General features: G+C 34.2%; 17 protein-coding genes. 7 read left to right on the top strand and 10 right to left on the bottom strand.

Annotated elements, in window-relative coordinates:
• Window positions 1–117: 117 nt before the first annotated feature.
• Window positions 118–957: a GLPGLI family protein gene (locus AC5YGG_RS18690; protein WP_496145943.1), complete on the bottom strand. Its 840-nt coding sequence runs from the start codon at window positions 955–957 to the stop codon at window positions 118–120.
• 155 nt (window positions 958–1,112) lie between these two features.
• Window positions 1,113–1,580: an acyl-CoA thioesterase gene (locus AC5YGG_RS18685; RefSeq protein WP_496145942.1), complete on the bottom strand. Its 468-nt coding sequence runs from the start codon at window positions 1,578–1,580 to the stop codon at window positions 1,113–1,115.
• A 118-nt stretch (window positions 1,581–1,698) separates the two neighbouring features.
• On the opposite strand from AC5YGG_RS18685, the gene AC5YGG_RS18680 reads away from it, so the two are divergent.
• The 3 genes from AC5YGG_RS18680 (at window position 1,699) to AC5YGG_RS18670 (ending at window position 2,665) form a co-directional block, all read left to right on the top strand.
• Window positions 1,699–2,055 (top strand): arsenate reductase family protein, encoded by a 357-nt coding sequence (locus AC5YGG_RS18680; RefSeq protein WP_496145941.1) that lies wholly within the window; start codon window positions 1,699–1,701, stop codon window positions 2,053–2,055.
• On the top strand, window positions 2,052–2,396 hold the full coding sequence (locus AC5YGG_RS18675; protein WP_496145940.1) for a hypothetical protein: 345 nt from the start codon (window positions 2,052–2,054) through the stop codon (window positions 2,394–2,396). Before AC5YGG_RS18680 ends, AC5YGG_RS18675 begins: the two co-directional genes overlap by 4 nt.
• Before the next feature lie 80 nt (window positions 2,397–2,476).
• Window positions 2,477–2,665: a hypothetical protein gene (locus AC5YGG_RS18670; RefSeq protein ID WP_496145939.1), complete on the top strand. Its 189-nt coding sequence runs from the start codon at window positions 2,477–2,479 to the stop codon at window positions 2,663–2,665.
• A gap of 103 nt (window positions 2,666–2,768) precedes the next feature.
• On the opposite strand, the gene gcvT is transcribed toward AC5YGG_RS18670, so the two are convergent.
• From gcvT to idi, 3 genes are read right to left on the bottom strand one after another with little or no spacing between them, the layout of a single operon-like run.
• The gene (gene gcvT / locus AC5YGG_RS18665; protein WP_496145938.1) at window positions 2,769–3,845 is read right to left on the bottom strand and encodes a glycine cleavage system aminomethyltransferase GcvT; all 1,077 of its coding nucleotides are present in this window, start codon (window positions 3,843–3,845) and stop codon (window positions 2,769–2,771) included.
• Between the two features lie 9 nt (window positions 3,846–3,854).
• Window positions 3,855–4,325 carry a hypothetical protein gene (locus AC5YGG_RS18660; RefSeq protein ID WP_496145937.1) on the bottom strand — a complete coding sequence of 157 codons (471 nt, stop codon included), beginning with the start codon at window positions 4,323–4,325 and terminating at the stop codon, window positions 3,855–3,857.
• A 2-nt stretch (window positions 4,326–4,327) separates the two neighbouring features.
• The gene (idi, locus tag AC5YGG_RS18655; RefSeq protein ID WP_496145936.1) at window positions 4,328–4,837 is read right to left on the bottom strand and encodes an isopentenyl-diphosphate Delta-isomerase; all 510 of its coding nucleotides are present in this window, start codon (window positions 4,835–4,837) and stop codon (window positions 4,328–4,330) included.
• A gap of 326 nt (window positions 4,838–5,163) precedes the next feature.
• Between idi and AC5YGG_RS18650 the strand changes: the two genes are divergently transcribed.
• Both AC5YGG_RS18650 and AC5YGG_RS18645 read left to right on the top strand, forming a co-directional pair.
• Window positions 5,164–5,574 (top strand): LNS2 domain-containing protein, encoded by a 411-nt coding sequence (locus tag AC5YGG_RS18650; RefSeq protein WP_065393893.1) that lies wholly within the window; start codon window positions 5,164–5,166, stop codon window positions 5,572–5,574.
• Between the two features lie 84 nt (window positions 5,575–5,658).
• Window positions 5,659–6,618 (top strand): NAD(P)-dependent oxidoreductase, encoded by a 960-nt coding sequence (locus AC5YGG_RS18645; RefSeq protein ID WP_496145935.1) that lies wholly within the window; start codon window positions 5,659–5,661, stop codon window positions 6,616–6,618.
• A gap of 75 nt (window positions 6,619–6,693) precedes the next feature.
• Here AC5YGG_RS18645 and mscL read toward each other — a convergent pair whose 3' ends face one another.
• Window positions 6,694–7,074 (bottom strand): large conductance mechanosensitive channel protein MscL, encoded by a 381-nt coding sequence (gene mscL / locus AC5YGG_RS18640; protein WP_065393895.1) that lies wholly within the window; start codon window positions 7,072–7,074, stop codon window positions 6,694–6,696.
• A gap of 244 nt (window positions 7,075–7,318) precedes the next feature.
• On the opposite strand from mscL, the gene AC5YGG_RS18635 reads away from it, so the two are divergent.
• Window positions 7,319–8,836: an NAD(P)H-hydrate dehydratase gene (locus AC5YGG_RS18635; RefSeq protein ID WP_496145934.1), complete on the top strand. Its 1,518-nt coding sequence runs from the start codon at window positions 7,319–7,321 to the stop codon at window positions 8,834–8,836.
• An 82-nt stretch (window positions 8,837–8,918) separates the two neighbouring features.
• Here the strand turns inward: AC5YGG_RS18635 and lgt are convergent, their stop codons facing one another.
• Window positions 8,919–9,767 (bottom strand): prolipoprotein diacylglyceryl transferase, encoded by an 849-nt coding sequence (gene lgt / locus AC5YGG_RS18630; RefSeq protein ID WP_496145959.1) that lies wholly within the window; start codon window positions 9,765–9,767, stop codon window positions 8,919–8,921.
• A 442-nt stretch (window positions 9,768–10,209) separates the two neighbouring features.
• Window positions 10,210–10,461: a membrane protein insertion efficiency factor YidD gene (gene yidD / locus AC5YGG_RS18625; RefSeq protein ID WP_076552611.1), complete on the bottom strand. Its 252-nt coding sequence runs from the start codon at window positions 10,459–10,461 to the stop codon at window positions 10,210–10,212.
• Window positions 10,462–10,559: 98 nt separating this feature from the next.
• On the opposite strand from yidD, the gene AC5YGG_RS18620 reads away from it, so the two are divergent.
• Window positions 10,560–11,837, top strand: coding sequence for a replication-associated recombination protein A (locus tag AC5YGG_RS18620; RefSeq protein WP_496145933.1), 1,278 nt, complete (start codon window positions 10,560–10,562; stop codon window positions 11,835–11,837).
• A 50-nt stretch (window positions 11,838–11,887) separates the two neighbouring features.
• Here AC5YGG_RS18620 and AC5YGG_RS18615 read toward each other — a convergent pair whose 3' ends face one another.
• The gene (locus AC5YGG_RS18615; protein ID WP_496145932.1) at window positions 11,888–12,310 is read right to left on the bottom strand and encodes a hypothetical protein; all 423 of its coding nucleotides are present in this window, start codon (window positions 12,308–12,310) and stop codon (window positions 11,888–11,890) included.
• 110 nt (window positions 12,311–12,420) lie between these two features.
• Window positions 12,421–14,658: a DUF2339 domain-containing protein gene (locus AC5YGG_RS18610; RefSeq protein WP_496145931.1), complete on the bottom strand. Its 2,238-nt coding sequence runs from the start codon at window positions 14,656–14,658 to the stop codon at window positions 12,421–12,423.
• Between the last annotated feature and the right edge of the window lie 3 nt (window positions 14,659–14,661).

The following is a 14,661-nucleotide window of genomic DNA, read 5'->3' as shown; positions in this document are numbered from 1 at the left end:
CAAGATACAAGATACAAGATCTTTTTGCTAAAATTCAATCTTTGCTTGGCAACATTAATAGGGTTGGGCTTTAGCCCAACCAAATAAAAAAATAAATTCCATTGCCCAACCTATATTTTAATATATCGGATAATGCATTGCCTTATCAATTTCAATCGGGTTATTGTATTTTCTTATAACCTCCTGCATGCTCTTGGTTTGAGTATTCAGTTCGTCCACATTATGAATTTCTTTTCCATTAATATTAATTCTCAGATCATTATTAGATTTGCTGAAATTGTTTCTTTCAAAGGCAAAAGGATCGTTATAAAACTCCAGGATCAGCTTGCGCTTTTGTTTTTCATTGATAGGGATGGCTTTATTGCCAAAATTAGATTCAAGGAAGTCTTCTGTTGCAAAAATTCCCGGAAGCTCTTGGCTTTTAACCAGATTATAAATAAAGTTTCTTTTATCATCGGACAACTCAAAAATTAAACCTGGCAAGCCTCTTAATTTAAAAGGACCTTCGTTGAATGGAATATCTTTGGAAAACCATGCCGTCCAGTTTCTTCCTCCAAATTGGGTAGTGGCTTTCTGTAAAGTATAATTTTCTGCTTTTTTCGTTTCGTTGGAGATTGTCCAGTTAATTTTATCGGTAGTTTTGAATGAGTAATATCCATTTTTAATATTGATAAAATTTTCATTCTCAAAAGAATTGATTTTCCTTTTTACAACTTGTCCGGTCATGTCTGTGTAACTGGAATTCATTCCGAATTTTTTATTCAGTGAATCTGTTGTGGCTAGATCTTTTCCATAAAATTTAACCTCTTTGGGAGTAATATCCAATATCATATTCAACTTTTGATGTCCTGTTTCTGTAGAATCCATTTTGTATTGTAATTCATAAATGAACCGATGGGTCTGAGCCTGCAGAAAAGCCAGAAACAGAACAGCTGTAATTGTGAAAATATTTTTCATATTATATTTGAAATGTTGGTTATTATTAGTTTAGTAGGCAGTATAATGTAGGAAATATATATGATTTTGTTTCTTCATTCTAAAATTGATTTCTACAATCAAGAAGTATCACTCTAAAACTCTAAAAACTCTCAGACTCTCCAACTCTAAAACATCTATAAAAAGGGTTTCATTTCGTCTTCAATCTGCGTTCTGAGTTCCATCAGGCGTTTGGCATACTGTTCCTGCTGTTTCTCTTCTGGTGTTTCGGGAATCCATTTAGGTACCGGAAGTTTTTTTCCATTCTCATCCACAGCAACGAAAACGATAATGCAGTGCGTTTTTTTATCAAAAGTAGGCTGCTTCAGGTTTCTGGAAAATACGTTAATGGAAATATGCATACTGGAAGTTCCGGTATAAATTACCTGCGCATCTACTTTTACCACTTCACCAATTTTGATGGGTTCATAGAAACGGATTCCTCCCACGTATACAGTCACGGAATAATTTCCGCTCCATGTTGTAGCACAAGCATAGCCTGCCTGATCAATCCATTTCATTACACTTCCTCCATGTACATTTCCGCCGTAGTTCACATCTGATGGCTCTGAAATAAACTGAAAAGTAATAGGTTTGTTCTGCATCTTTTTAAAATTTGAATAAAGTTATTCAATAATTTCCAAAGTTTTAGATTAAATCCTACTTTTGAAAGACGAAAAGAAAATGAAGTAGAATTTTAACAAAAACCGATTAAAAATAATAATGAAGAAAGTATTTTACCTGAATACATGTGATACCTGTAGAAAAATCTTAGCGCAGTTTGATCTTGCAGACTGGGAACTTCGAGAGATTAAAAAACAACCGATCACCAAAGAAGAACTGGAAGAGATGCATAAACTGACAAAGTCGTATGACGCTTTATTCAGCAGAAAATCTACGCAGATCAAGTTAAGAGGTTTAGATGTGAAGTCTTTGGGAGAAAAAGATTTCAAAGAATTAATTTTAGATCATTATACATTCTTAAAGCGTCCTGTTTTTATGACGGATAAGGAGATCTTTGTTGGAAATGATAAAAAGAATGTTGAAGCGTTAAAAACATTCTTTGGTGTCAATGAATGAAATATCTGATTTCCATATTCCTTTGTCTTACCTTAAATTTAAGTGGACAGACAGTTTATAGAACGCCTTCAGGTACAAAGTTTCATCTATCATCATGCAGAATGGTGAAGAATGTTTCTTCCAGCCTTTCTATAAATAAAGCACTGGAAATGGAATTGCAGCCTTGTAAAATATGTAATCCTAATGCAGCATCTGTATATGGAATCGTTTCCAAGCCTAAAAAAATACATGGTGTAGATAAAGGAAATCAATGTTTGGGAACAACAAAAGCAGGTACAAGGTGTAAACATTATACTCGTATAGGAAATGATTATTGTTTTCAACATCTTCCGAAAAATTGAGTTGTATCTGTAAATTATGGTTTGTTTTTAATGTGTTAATTATTAAATACTTATATTTATAATTGCCAAAAATAAAAATCATGACAAAAAGCTTTTTAAAAACAAAGAATCTTAAAAGATCAGTATTAAAAGAAATTAAAGGGAGCGGAAAAGTTATTGTGCCTAACTGTTTTACACTTTGTGGTGAAGCCGGAGGTGTAGTTTCAGGTCATCCGGGATTCGGAGATATGTGTACCCCAGACAAATCACTTTGTTGCTACTGTAGATAAGAACACAGAGATTGTAAAATTTTACAGTCTCTTTTTGTTGTATCTTAAAAAGAAAAGAGACTATCTTCAGACAGTCTCTTTTTCCATATAAATAATATAACAATTATACAAAAGGAGCTTTCACCACTTTTGCAGGAATGTTCTTGTTTCTTACCTGAATGAAGATCTCAGAACCTAATTTGAAGTGAGGCTTGTCTACATAAGCAAGACCTAAACCGATCTTTTTCATTGGAGACTGAGTTCCGGAAGTTACTTTTCCGATTACGTTTCCTTCAGCATCTACAACAGGGTAGTCATGTCTTGGAACTCCCTTGTCCGTTAATTCAAAAGCTACTAATTTTCTGGTAACTCCTTCTTCTTTTTGCTTAGCGAAAGTATTTTTAGAAACAAAATCTTTATCAAATTTCGTGATCCATCCTAATCCGGCTTCAATTGGAGAAGTGGTATCATCAATATCGTTTCCGTAAAGACAGAATCCTTTTTCCAGTCTTAAAGTATCTCTTGCCGCCAATCCACAAGGAACAATACCTTCAGATTCACCGGCTTTCATTACTTCATCCCAAAGTTTTTCTGCACTTTCGTTTTTGAAATAAATCTCAAAACCACCGCTTCCAGTGTATCCAGTGTTAGAAATGATCACATCATTTACACCTGCTACGCTTCCTACAGTAAAGTGATAGTAAGGAATTTCAGAAAGGTTTACCTCAGTAAGCTTTTGAAGAATCTCAGTTGCCTTAGGACCCTGAACTGCCAATAATGACATGTCATCAGAAGCATTGGTCATTGTAGCCCCGAAAGTGTTGTATTTTGAAATATGATTCCAGTCTTTGTCAATATTGGAAGCGTTTACTACTACGAAATATTTGTCATCTTCCATTTTGTAAACGATAAGATCATCTACAATCCCTCCATTTTCATTCGGAAGACATGAATACTGAGCTTTTCCATTTTCAAGAGTATCTACGTTGTTGGTAGTTACTAACTGTAAAAGATCCTTAGAACCCGGACCTTCGATGAAAAACTGTCCCATGTGAGAAACATCAAACAATCCTGCTTTTTCTCTTACTGCAAAATGCTCTTCAGTCACTCCTGAATATTGTACAGGCATTTCAAAACCTGCGAAAGGTACGATCTTAGCTCCCAGGGAAACATGTTTGTCGTACAAAGCTGTTTTCTTCATATTTAATTCTTATTTCTTTATTTTAAAACTGTTAAAAGTCTCATTGAATAGGGTCATATAGTTTCCGTTCCAGAATTTCTGTCCACAATTGATTGTGATCAGGTACAAATCCTTATCTTTTTGAAAAGTTCTTGTTATCCAGAAAAGTTTTTCTTTCGGATCAAAATATTCATAATAATATTCTGTATATCCTTTTTTACCTTTAGTTTCCTTAATCTTGCTTTCCGCATCAGCTGACTGATAAAGAGCCAGAATGAACTTTTTCGTTTCAGTTTTGGGAAGATTCAGATCATGATATTCTGAAATGGTAATGGCTCCGATTTCATTAGTAGGAAAAATATTGATAATCTCACTGTCGTTGGTAGATTTCCAGCCTTCAGGCACATTGATAGAGTAGTTAGGCGCGTCATAAGTAGTTGCTTTCTGAGCAAAAAACAGACTTCCTGATACAATAGCAGAAAATAGCAGTATTTTTTTCATCGTTAAAAATGGTGTTTATATTCTTCAAGGATAATCTTAAACCACTCCGTAAAATTTTCAGGATTTTCAGAGATTTCTTTATCCAGATCTTCAGGAGAAATGAATCGTACTTCTTCCACTTCTTCCTTATTCAGATTAAAATCAGACTCATGATTTCCGATAAAAACATAGTCCAGCTCATGTTCCCAAAGTCCACCACCAACATCTGCCTTGTAAATAAAACTGAATTTTTCCGAAAGTTCAGCTTCTATACCCAGCTCTTCTTTCAGTCTGCGCTTGGCACCCGCAAGATAAGTTTCCCCGTTTCTGGGATGTGAGCACACTGCATTGGTCCATTGGTTAGGAGAATGATATTTCCCTGAAGCCCTTTTTTGAAGTAGCATTTCACCTTTGCTGTTAAATAGAAATACAGAAAAAGCTCGGTGTAGCAAGCCATTAACGTGAGCCTGCTGTTTCTCCATCAAACCCAAAACTTCATCCTCAGGATTTACTAAAACTACAAATTCTTCCATTTCTACAAATGTAAGCGTAATAAATGTATTTTGGAAATTTTTCGATAAACATCATACTTTTTATGAAGAGGATAAGGTGAATGGAATGACAAGCCATGATACAATGAAGTTTCCATTTCCTTTTCGTTATTCTCTGAAATCTCCTCAATTTCAATACTAAAGTGAAAACGTCAAACGAAAATTTTTAATCAGATAGAGTAAAATGATGAATAAATTATTAATATTATTTATTAAATAACGATTTTTATAGTAAATTTTTAACATAAATAAAGTTTAATATCCCTTTTAGTTGTAAAAAATGTAACTTTGTTACTCAAATTTTAACGATGGAATTAGAATACATAGAGCACATAAGTCCTATTCTAAAGGATGGAGTTAAAAATTACTTAATCGATATAGACGGAACCATTACAGATGATGTTCCCAATGAAGAACCCGAAAGAATGGTTACCTGCGAACCTTTTCCCGATGCATTGGAAACGATCAACAGATGGTATGATGAAGGACATCAGATCTGTTTTTTCACTTCAAGAACCGAAAACCTGAAGCAAATCACTATAGATTGGCTGGATAAACACGGTTTTAAGTACCATAGTGTACTTTGTGGAAAACCAAGAGGCGGAAATTATCACTGGATAGACAATCACTTGGTAAGAGCTACAAGATATAAAGGGAAATTTACAGACCTGGTAGAAAAGCAAGTGACTATCGAAGTTTTTAAAGAAGACGAAGAATAAAAGAATATAATTAAAGATTTAAAAATTGAATGGAGTTTATCCTTTAATTTTTAAATCTTTCAATTTTTAAATATAGTAGCATTTATGAAAGTTTTAGCAAACGACGGCTTGGATCAATCTGGTATTGATGCATTAACAGAAAAGGGATTCGAGGTTATTACTACAAAAGTTCCGCAGGAATTTTTGGTAGATTATATTAATGAGCACAAGATTCGTACTTTATTGGTAAGAAGTGCTACGCAGGTAAGGAAAGATATTATTGACAATTGCCCGTCCATCGAGATTATCGGAAGAGGTGGTGTAGGAATGGATAATATTGATGTAGATTATGCTAGAGAAAAAGGAATTCATGTGATTAACACGCCAGCTGCTTCTTCAGAATCTGTAGCAGAGCTTGTTTTTGCCCATTTATTTTCAGGAGCAAGATTTCTTCAGGATTCCAACAGAAAAATGCCTTTAGTAGGAGATACAGAATTTGCCGGACTAAAAAAAGCCTATGCCGCAGGAATTGAATTAAGAGAAAAAACCATCGGGATTATCGGTATGGGAAGAATAGGGCAGGAAGTGGCAAGAATAGCGCTGGGTCTTGGGATGAGAGTAGTTGCTGCTGATAATAATGTAGGAAGAGCAAGTATTAAAGTGAAATTCTATAATAACCAGTTTATTAATGTAGATATAGAAACGGAGCCTTTACAGGATGTCCTTAAGCATTCGGATTTTATTACGCTGCATGTTCCTGCTCAGAAAGATGGATACATGATTGGGAAAAATGAGTTTGACATAATGAAGAACGGAGTAGCGATTGTAAACTGTTCCAGAGGCGGTGTGATAGATGAAACCGCTCTGATTGAAGCTCTGGACTCTGGTAAAGTAAAATTTGCCGGATTAGATGTTTTCATTAATGAACCAACACCATCTAAAGAAATTCTTACGCATTCTAAAATATCTCTTACTCCGCATACAGGAGCTTCCACGCTTGAAGCTCAGGACAGAATCGGACTGTCTCTTGCTGATCAGATTTCAAGTATTTTACAAATTCAATAATCGGAATTAATACACATAAAAAGTAAAGCACCTTCAGTGAAGGTGCTTTTGTATTTTAAACTTTAGATTAGCAGATTATATATTGTTTTTGCTTTTCAATAAATCTCTGATCTCTGCTAATAGTTTCTGATCATCTGTAGGTCCAGCAGGAGCCGGAGCTTCTTTTTTGTTCACTTTATTAGCACCTTTAATGATAAAGAAAAGAACCATAGCAATACATAGGAAGCTGATCACTGCAGACAGGAAGTTCCCGTAAGCAACACCATTCCATGAAAGTTTAGCGATGTTTTCCGCGCCAGCCGCTTTTAGTGCCGGGTTTAAGATCAAAGGAGTTATTACATCTTCAACTAAAGACGAAACAATTTTTCCAAAAGCTGCTCCAATGATTACACCGACAGCCAGGTCGAGAACATTTCCTTTAAAGGCAAATTCTTTAAATTCTTTAACAAATCCCATAATTTATATTTTTTTAATTAGTATACACACAAAAATATAATTTAAAAATGTAAAAAACATAAACTTTTGTCGTTTTTTATTCAGATAAAGTAGATTTTTGACTCAAATCAATATGATTTGTTTTAATGAAAATTGTAACTTTATAGATATATTTTATAACATTTAATAATGTCATTGTATTTTGTTATAGAAGCACTGTTATAATAACGCATCTTTTACAACCTGTTCAAAAGCCATATTACCTATGAAAATTTTCACCTCAGAGCAAATCCGTAATTGGGATCAGTTTACCATTTCTCATGAGCCTATTGCCTCCATTCAGTTGATGGAAAGAGCTTCAACCGCTGTAGCAAACTGGATAGGTGAAAATTGTAAAAACCATAGAAAGGCGGTTTTGTTTTGTGGTAATGGCAATAACGGTGGTGACGGGTTTGCTGTTGCGAGAATGCTTTACCTTAAAGGTTTCGATGTAGACGTTTTTGTAAATGATCCTAAAAGTAGATTTTCACAGGATGCACTCATTAATTTTAAAAGACTAGCCGATATTTCAGGAATTTCAATTCGAAAATTCAGCCAGGTGGAACAGTATGGCTTTGATGATAAAACAATAATTATTGATGCCCTTTTTGGAACAGGATTATCCAGACCATTGAAGGATGAATATAAAGAGCTTGTTGAACATCTTAACAAAAAGAATAATATTAAAATATCAATTGATGTACCTTCCGGTTTGTTTACAGATCATATCCTTGAAGAAGGCTCTGTTATTTTAAAAGCCGATTATACATTAAGCTTTCAATGTTGGAAAAGGAGTTTTCTTCATCCTGAAACTGGAATTTATACGGGAAAAGTAATTATTCTGGATATTGATTTAAGTAGAGAATACCAGGAATCTACAGAAACAGAATATTTTGTTATTGATGATGACCTTATCAAATCTCTATTCAAACCAAGAGATGAATTTTCACATAAAGGAACTTATGGCAAGGCGGCTATTGTTGGCGGGAGTTACGGAAAGATAGGAGCTGTGGTTCTGGCTACCAAATCAGCCTTGAAAACAGGTGCCGGACTTACTTTTACAATCGCTCCCGAATGTGGTTATGAAATATTACAAATTTCTTGTCCTGAAGCCATGGTTATAGAAGATGGAGAAAAGTCTGTTCAGCATTTTAATATCGAAAAAGGAATGACAGTCGGTATTGGTCCCGGGCTGGACACCCACGAAAATACGGAAAAAGGTCTTTTAAATTTTCTTAAAAACTACTCAGCTCCCTTGGTGTTGGATGCTGATGCTTTGAATATCATTTCCAACGATGAGAAAAACCAGAATTTAATTCCTGAAAAGTCAATCATTACTCCTCATCCAAAAGAATTTGAAAGATTATTCGGAAAAACAAAAGACTCTTTCAAAAGGTTAGAGCTTGCAAAGAAGCTGGCAAGTGAACTGAAGATTTATATTGTACTGAAAGATCATCATACTCAGGTTATCACGCCGGAAGGTACTGTTTTCTATAATATCACAGGAAATGCCGGGTTGGCAAAAGGAGGAAGCGGTGATATTCTTACGGGGATTTTAACGTCTCTTTTCGCACAGGGATATTCAGAAAAAGATACCTGTATTTTAGGAGTATGGTTGCATGGTAAAGCAGCTGATCTTGCTGCCGAAAAGCATTCAAAAGAATCTATGCTTCCTACCCAGGTTATTGATGAATTAGGGGCTGTTTTTAAAGAGCTGAACAGGAGAGTCATCAATAGTTTGTGAAAGATCAAATAACGAATAATAGAAAAAGGCAAATTTGTACAATACAAATTTGCCTTCTTTATTAAAAAAATAAAATCTCTGATTATTCAGGTTTTTCGCTTTCTTCTTTCGTGATGATAAACTTTTTAGAGATAATCATAATGACAACTCCGGCAATCATGAAAGGAATAGAAAGGATTTGTCCTGTGTTTAAGCCACTCATTTGAATAAACTCATCTCCCTGAGGCTCTTTAAGGAACTCAACAAAGAATCTAATTGCCCAAAGAATGATAAAGAACAGCCCGAACAGCCATCCTTGCTGATATTTCTTATTGGTTTTTCTATAGAGTATCCATAATAAAATGAACAGTGCAACGTAGCCTACAGCCTCAAATAACTGGCTTGGGTAACGTGGTACGGTAAGTCCATATTCACTGCTTTGTTGTGGGAAAAGTAATGCGAAAGGAGAATTCGGGTCAGCTGGTTTTCCTACAATTTCAGAATTGAAAAAGTTCCCCATTCTTACAAATGCTCCTCCTAAAGCTACCACAATACCCAATCTGTCATATACCCAGAAAGGATTTTTCTTAATGATTCTATAAGAATAATAAAGCGTGGTAAGAATCAGTGCAATGGTTGCTCCGTGACTCGCTAATCCCGAAAAGCCTGTAAATTTTAATCCGTTTTTAGTGCTGATTGGTAAAAATACACTCCAGAAATCTTCTTTGAATAATTCAGGCTGATAAAAAATAACATGTCCTAATCTTGCCCCGAGGATTGTTCCTATCAAAGTCCATGTGAAAAGAGGTTCCAGGTATTTTTGATTAACATTATCGATCTTAAAGATTCTGGTCATTAAAATATATCCGAAGCCAAAAGCAAAGACAAACATTAAACTATAAAAATGCAGCGTAACAGGTCCCAATTGAATGCCTTTCGATGGATCCCAGATTTTAAAAGAAGTTTTAAGCGCTACTTTATCAGAATCTATGATCGTTTTGGAAGACTTTACAGCATATTTGAATGTGGTAATATTCTCTTTGGTAACCGGATCATTGATCAGTTTGAAGTTTTTATCAAAAAACTGATATTTAGAATCATGAAATTTAGTTAAAATTGAAGCCGTATAATTATAATAGTTAGGCTCAAAGTTTGATTCATTTAAAATAACCAGAACATTATCATTGATTGGTCTCTCCGGAAAAGCATTAAGATCTCCAAATTCTGTTGTGGAATAGATTTTTACAGGAACATTATTTCCGTTGACGTCTAGAGTTCCGTTTGATAAACCTCCCGGATATTCCTGTGCAAAAAGGAATTGAGTGACCAACGCAAACATGACGAGGTAAATTCTGAAAAAAATATTACTCATTTTCTATTGATTTAATAGTTTATTATTGATTTTTATGCTTGGGCGGAACAGGATCATAGCCGCTTCCTCCCCAAGGGTGACACCTTAAAATCCTTTTAGTTCCCAGCCACAACCCTTTAAATATACCATGCACCCTTAATGATTCTATCATATAATGTGAACAGGTAGGTTCGTAGCGGCAGTTTTTAGGAAGTAAGGGCGAAATGAACCACTGGTAAAATTTTATCAAAATTACCAAAGGAAATGTAATGATTTTATTGAATGTAAGTTTCAAAACAATGCAAAAATAGGGTAAAAAAATGAAAATTAGTTAACTTTGTTAGAAGTTTCAGACCTCATAAATCTGAATATTGACCTTTAAAAAAAAGTATCTTGAATCAAAATATTCCATTAGCCGAAAAATTAAGACCCAAAACTCTCGATGAAGTTTTAGGACAGGAACATCTTACCGGAGAAAAAGGGACGATCAGAAAAATGATTGATAATAATACCTTGAATTCCCTGATCTTTTGGGGACCTCCGGGAACCGGGAAAACAACATTGGCAGAAATCATTTCAGAACAGTCAGGAAGAAAGTTTTACAAGCTATCAGCGGTATCTTCCGGAGTGAAAGACGTTCGTGATGTAATTGAAGACGCTAAAAAACAGAATTTGTTTTCCGGAAAATCACCCATTTTATTCATTGATGAAATTCACAGATTTAATAAATCCCAGCAGGACTCACTTTTGCATGCAGTTGAAAAAGGATGGATTGTGCTGATTGGTGCCACTACAGAAAACCCAAGTTTTGAGGTAGTTTCTGCTTTGTTGTCGAGAAGTCAGGTTTATATTTTAAAAGCTTTGAGCTACGAAAAGCTGGAAGAACTTATTGATATTGCTTCTGAAAGATATAATAAAGACGAAGGAACCGATTTTAAAATTCTTGAAAATGAAGCTTTAATTCAATATTCCGGGGGAGATGCCAGAAAGCTGATCAATTCTGTAGAACTGGTTTTAAATCAGTATAAAAATTCAGATACCAAAGAAATTCTTAATTCCGATGTTCTGGAAGTCCTTCAGGAAACAATGGCACTTTACGATAAAAACGGAGAGCAGCATTATGATATTATTTCTGCTTTTATCAAATCTATGCGCGGGAGTGACCCGAACGGAGCTGTTTATTGGCTGGCAAGAATGATTGCCGGAGGTGAAGATATTAAGTTTATTGCAAGAAGAATGCTGATTCTTGCCGCAGAAGATATAGGACTGGCAAATCCGAATGCATTGGTCATTGCAAATAATTGTTTTCAGGCTGTGAATGTAATCGGGAATCCGGAAGCGAGAATCATATTGAGCGAAACGGCAGTCTATCTCGCTGTTTCTCCAAAAAGTAATTCTGCGTATATGGCAATTAATGAAGCATTAGCACTTGTAAGGCAAACGGGAAATCTTCCTGTTCCGCTTCATTTAAGAAATGCACCTACAAAGCTGATGAAGGATCTTGACTATGGAAAAGAATATAAATATGCACATTCCTATGAAGGGAATTTTGTAGAGCAGGATTTTCTGCCGGAAGAGATCAGAACTATAAAACTATATGAGCCCGGAAATAACGCTACAGAAAAGAAGATTTACGACGAGCTGAAGAAAAAATGGTCTAATAAATATTAAAAATAAAAGGATATGGCAAAACCGTATCCTTTTTTATTTATATCTGAAAATTAGTTGCTTGTAGAAATGTATAGGGTCTTTTTTCCATTATAATCTTTTACTTCAATCTTCGCAGCAATTTCCGCGAAAATAGTAGTTTGGCTATCTGTAAATTCATGACCATCAAGAAAAACCGTATTATTTTCTGGGATATCGTATTGTCTGTTGATTTGTTCGAAGGTTAATTTGTCCATACCACTAACATAACTTTTGTTTTTATATTCAGTGATTCCATTAGGGAAAGCAGCACTGAATTTTCTCAGATGAGTAGGAAGACTGGCAGCACTCGTATATGTTTTCGAAAAATACATGGTCTTTTTCTGGGTATCAAATAGTTCCGTTGTTCCAATAATATCACCTACAACTGCAAGTTTCTTTTGAGCAAATAATGTTGCAGATGAAAGGATTAAAAAAGTATAGATTAGTTTCTTCATAATCAGAATATGTAACTGTTAAAAACGTTATAAATATAGTTATTTTTTATAAAATGTGAATCAAATCTAAATATGTTTTAATTTTTACTTATAAATAATGATTTTTATTATCATTCTACATTTGAATTTTGGTTACTGTTGTCTTTCTTATCAACCATATTTCTGATGATATTTTTGAGACGTTGAAATGTGAAGGAGCTCAATAACAAAATAATACCCAATACAATGAAAGCGCTTATTTTTGAAATATTGTCCATTTGCCAGACGTCATAACCATAAAGCTTTAAGATCATAAGCCCCAGTAAAGCAAATCCTATCTTGTTGTATTCTTTAATTTCTCTTTTTAATCCAATATAAATAAAAATACTCGCCATGATAGTCCAGATGATCGGCAGATAAAGAATGTTGAAATGATTTTTTATTGTAAAAGAATCCTGATAGTTCTGAGCAATATTGACAACATAGGTGTGATGAAGTTCGCAGCTGACCATAGTGATCAATGCGATGGAAAGAACCCAATAAGATATTTTGTATCTGTAAAACTGAGAGGTTGGAATTACCTTTAAAAATACATAAATGAATGGAATCCATTGAAGTAAATGAAACAGGTAAAAGCCGGATGGAAGCTTTTTTGATAAAATATCTGTAACGACCAGCGAAGCAGAAGCAGAGATATTAATGACCGCTATAAAAAGAAACAGATATATCAAGCCATTTTGAAATTCACCCTGAATGTTAAGTTGTCGTCTGAAAACTAATAAATTGAAAATATAGTAAACGGTGAATAACAATGCTATATTAATAATTGCAGCCCAAGGCATATCGCTTGTATGATAAGTGATCTCTAAAAGTAATGCTGTGTAAATGATCGTATAGCTTACTATTGTAATAAGATCTTCCAGGAAATTATTGGATTGGGTTGCTGTTTCTTTTTGCGTGTTTTTTAATAAATACAAATTCATCGCGGTTGAAACAATAGTCACCAGACTCGTTAAAAATACTGGATTGAAGATAATGCTGAGGTTTTTAGCATTGAAATATTCACACCAGGTAATGATTTGTGCAAAAATGACAAGAGGAAAAAGAAGCTGAAAGCATGTTTTAAAAATTTTATGTCCTGTTTTTTTCCATAAGAAAAGAAGTAGAGTAGACTCTATTGCCCAAACACTTGTAATAAGATGAGCTTTAAATTCCAGAGCAACTGCTATTGTAACAAGGCTTACAGTTATTCCTGTAAAAACAGAATAAGATACTCCGAAGTTTCTTTTTCCATATTCTCTGAAAAGCAGGAACCCGTTAATGATTGCAAAAGCAGTAGGGAAAATAATAACCGGTTCATATTTCAGCTCATTAAAAATATAAGTAATGCCTAGAATACTGGAGCAGTTAATTAAAACAAGCATTAAAATATCAGGCGTAGAAAGTTCACTTTTCCTGATGTAGCTATGTAAAGCAAAAATGTAAAAAATTATATAACTGATGCAGTAAAATGTAATACTCAGAAGTTCAGGTTGCTTGGTATTCCAGTAAAATAGGTAAAAACTTGTAAAAATATAAGCGGTCCAACCCACACTTTTCCAGCGTTGAAGAAGGGTAACTGCAAGCATTCCGATATTTAAAAGAGTAAGATAAATAAAAAGAAAAGGATAATTGCTCTGTCCTGTACTCATCATAAGAGGCGCAGAAAAACCTCCGATTAATGAAAAGATGATAAGAATTTCACTTTTATAATAATAAGATAGAATAATAGAAATTATTGTAACCAAAGTGGTTATTGCAAAAGCCGTATTCTGACTAAAAAGATGATATTCTCTAAAAGCAATGGTAGTGGTAAAATACAAAACTGAAATTCCACCTCCAGTTATGATGGAAGCGAATGTTTTATAATTCTTTCTGAGAAAATGTCCGATGAGTGTAATTCCTGCTCCGGTACAAAATCCTATTCCAGCTCTTGACGTTTCTCCGATCCAGTTTTTATCAATGGCATATTTAACAAAATAACCTATCCCGAGAACTAATGTGAAAATACCAATGATGGTAAGTATATTTTGTTTTAAAAAATCAAATACAGGAGTTGTCCAGTCTTTTTGAATTGATGGTGAAGACTCTTTGTCGTTATTATTTTTTATATCGATCTTAGGCAGAGATTCTGTAGGCTGTACTTGTGTAGAAATGGTAATTTTTTCTTTTGGAATTTCTTCATCTGTAATTTCTGATTCTGTGGAAGATTTTCGAATTCTGGAGTTGAGATCCGATACTTCTTTTTCAAGCTTTCTGATTTTAGTGTTCAGATTATTGAAAATGATGGCGATAACTACAATTAATATAACAGCAATATACTCACTCATGTT

The sequence above is a fragment of the Chryseobacterium sp. CS2K3 genome (assembly GCF_059515185.1).
This window is presented reverse-complemented; position numbering and strand designations above follow the sequence as displayed.

Bases quoted from the DNA above. Each gene is read 5' to 3' on its own strand.
- AC5YGG_RS18690 (WP_496145943.1), bottom strand. From the start codon at position 957: ATGAAAAATATTTTCACAATTACAGCTGTTCTGTTTCTGGCTTTTCTG.
- AC5YGG_RS18685 (WP_496145942.1), bottom strand. From the start codon at position 1,580: ATGCAGAACAAACCTATTACTTTTCAGTTTATTTCAGAGCCATCAGAT.
- AC5YGG_RS18680 (WP_496145941.1), top strand. From the start codon at position 1,699: ATGAAGAAAGTATTTTACCTGAATACATGTGATACCTGTAGAAAAATC.
- AC5YGG_RS18675 (WP_496145940.1), top strand. From the start codon at position 2,052: ATGAAATATCTGATTTCCATATTCCTTTGTCTTACCTTAAATTTAAGT.
- AC5YGG_RS18670 (WP_496145939.1), top strand. From the start codon at position 2,477: ATGACAAAAAGCTTTTTAAAAACAAAGAATCTTAAAAGATCAGTATTA.
- gcvT (WP_496145938.1), bottom strand. From the start codon at position 3,845: ATGAAGAAAACAGCTTTGTACGACAAACATGTTTCCCTGGGAGCTAAG.
- AC5YGG_RS18660 (WP_496145937.1), bottom strand. From the start codon at position 4,325: ATGAAAAAAATACTGCTATTTTCTGCTATTGTATCAGGAAGTCTGTTT.
- idi (WP_496145936.1), bottom strand. From the start codon at position 4,837: ATGGAAGAATTTGTAGTTTTAGTAAATCCTGAGGATGAAGTTTTGGGT.
- AC5YGG_RS18650 (WP_065393893.1), top strand. From the start codon at position 5,164: ATGGAATTAGAATACATAGAGCACATAAGTCCTATTCTAAAGGATGGA.
- AC5YGG_RS18645 (WP_496145935.1), top strand. From the start codon at position 5,659: ATGAAAGTTTTAGCAAACGACGGCTTGGATCAATCTGGTATTGATGCA.
- mscL (WP_065393895.1), bottom strand. From the start codon at position 7,074: ATGGGATTTGTTAAAGAATTTAAAGAATTTGCCTTTAAAGGAAATGTT.
- AC5YGG_RS18635 (WP_496145934.1), top strand. From the start codon at position 7,319: ATGAAAATTTTCACCTCAGAGCAAATCCGTAATTGGGATCAGTTTACC.
- AC5YGG_RS18615 (WP_496145932.1), bottom strand. From the start codon at position 12,310: ATGAAGAAACTAATCTATACTTTTTTAATCCTTTCATCTGCAACATTA.
- AC5YGG_RS18610 (WP_496145931.1), bottom strand. From the start codon at position 14,658: ATGAGTGAGTATATTGCTGTTATATTAATTGTAGTTATCGCCATCATT.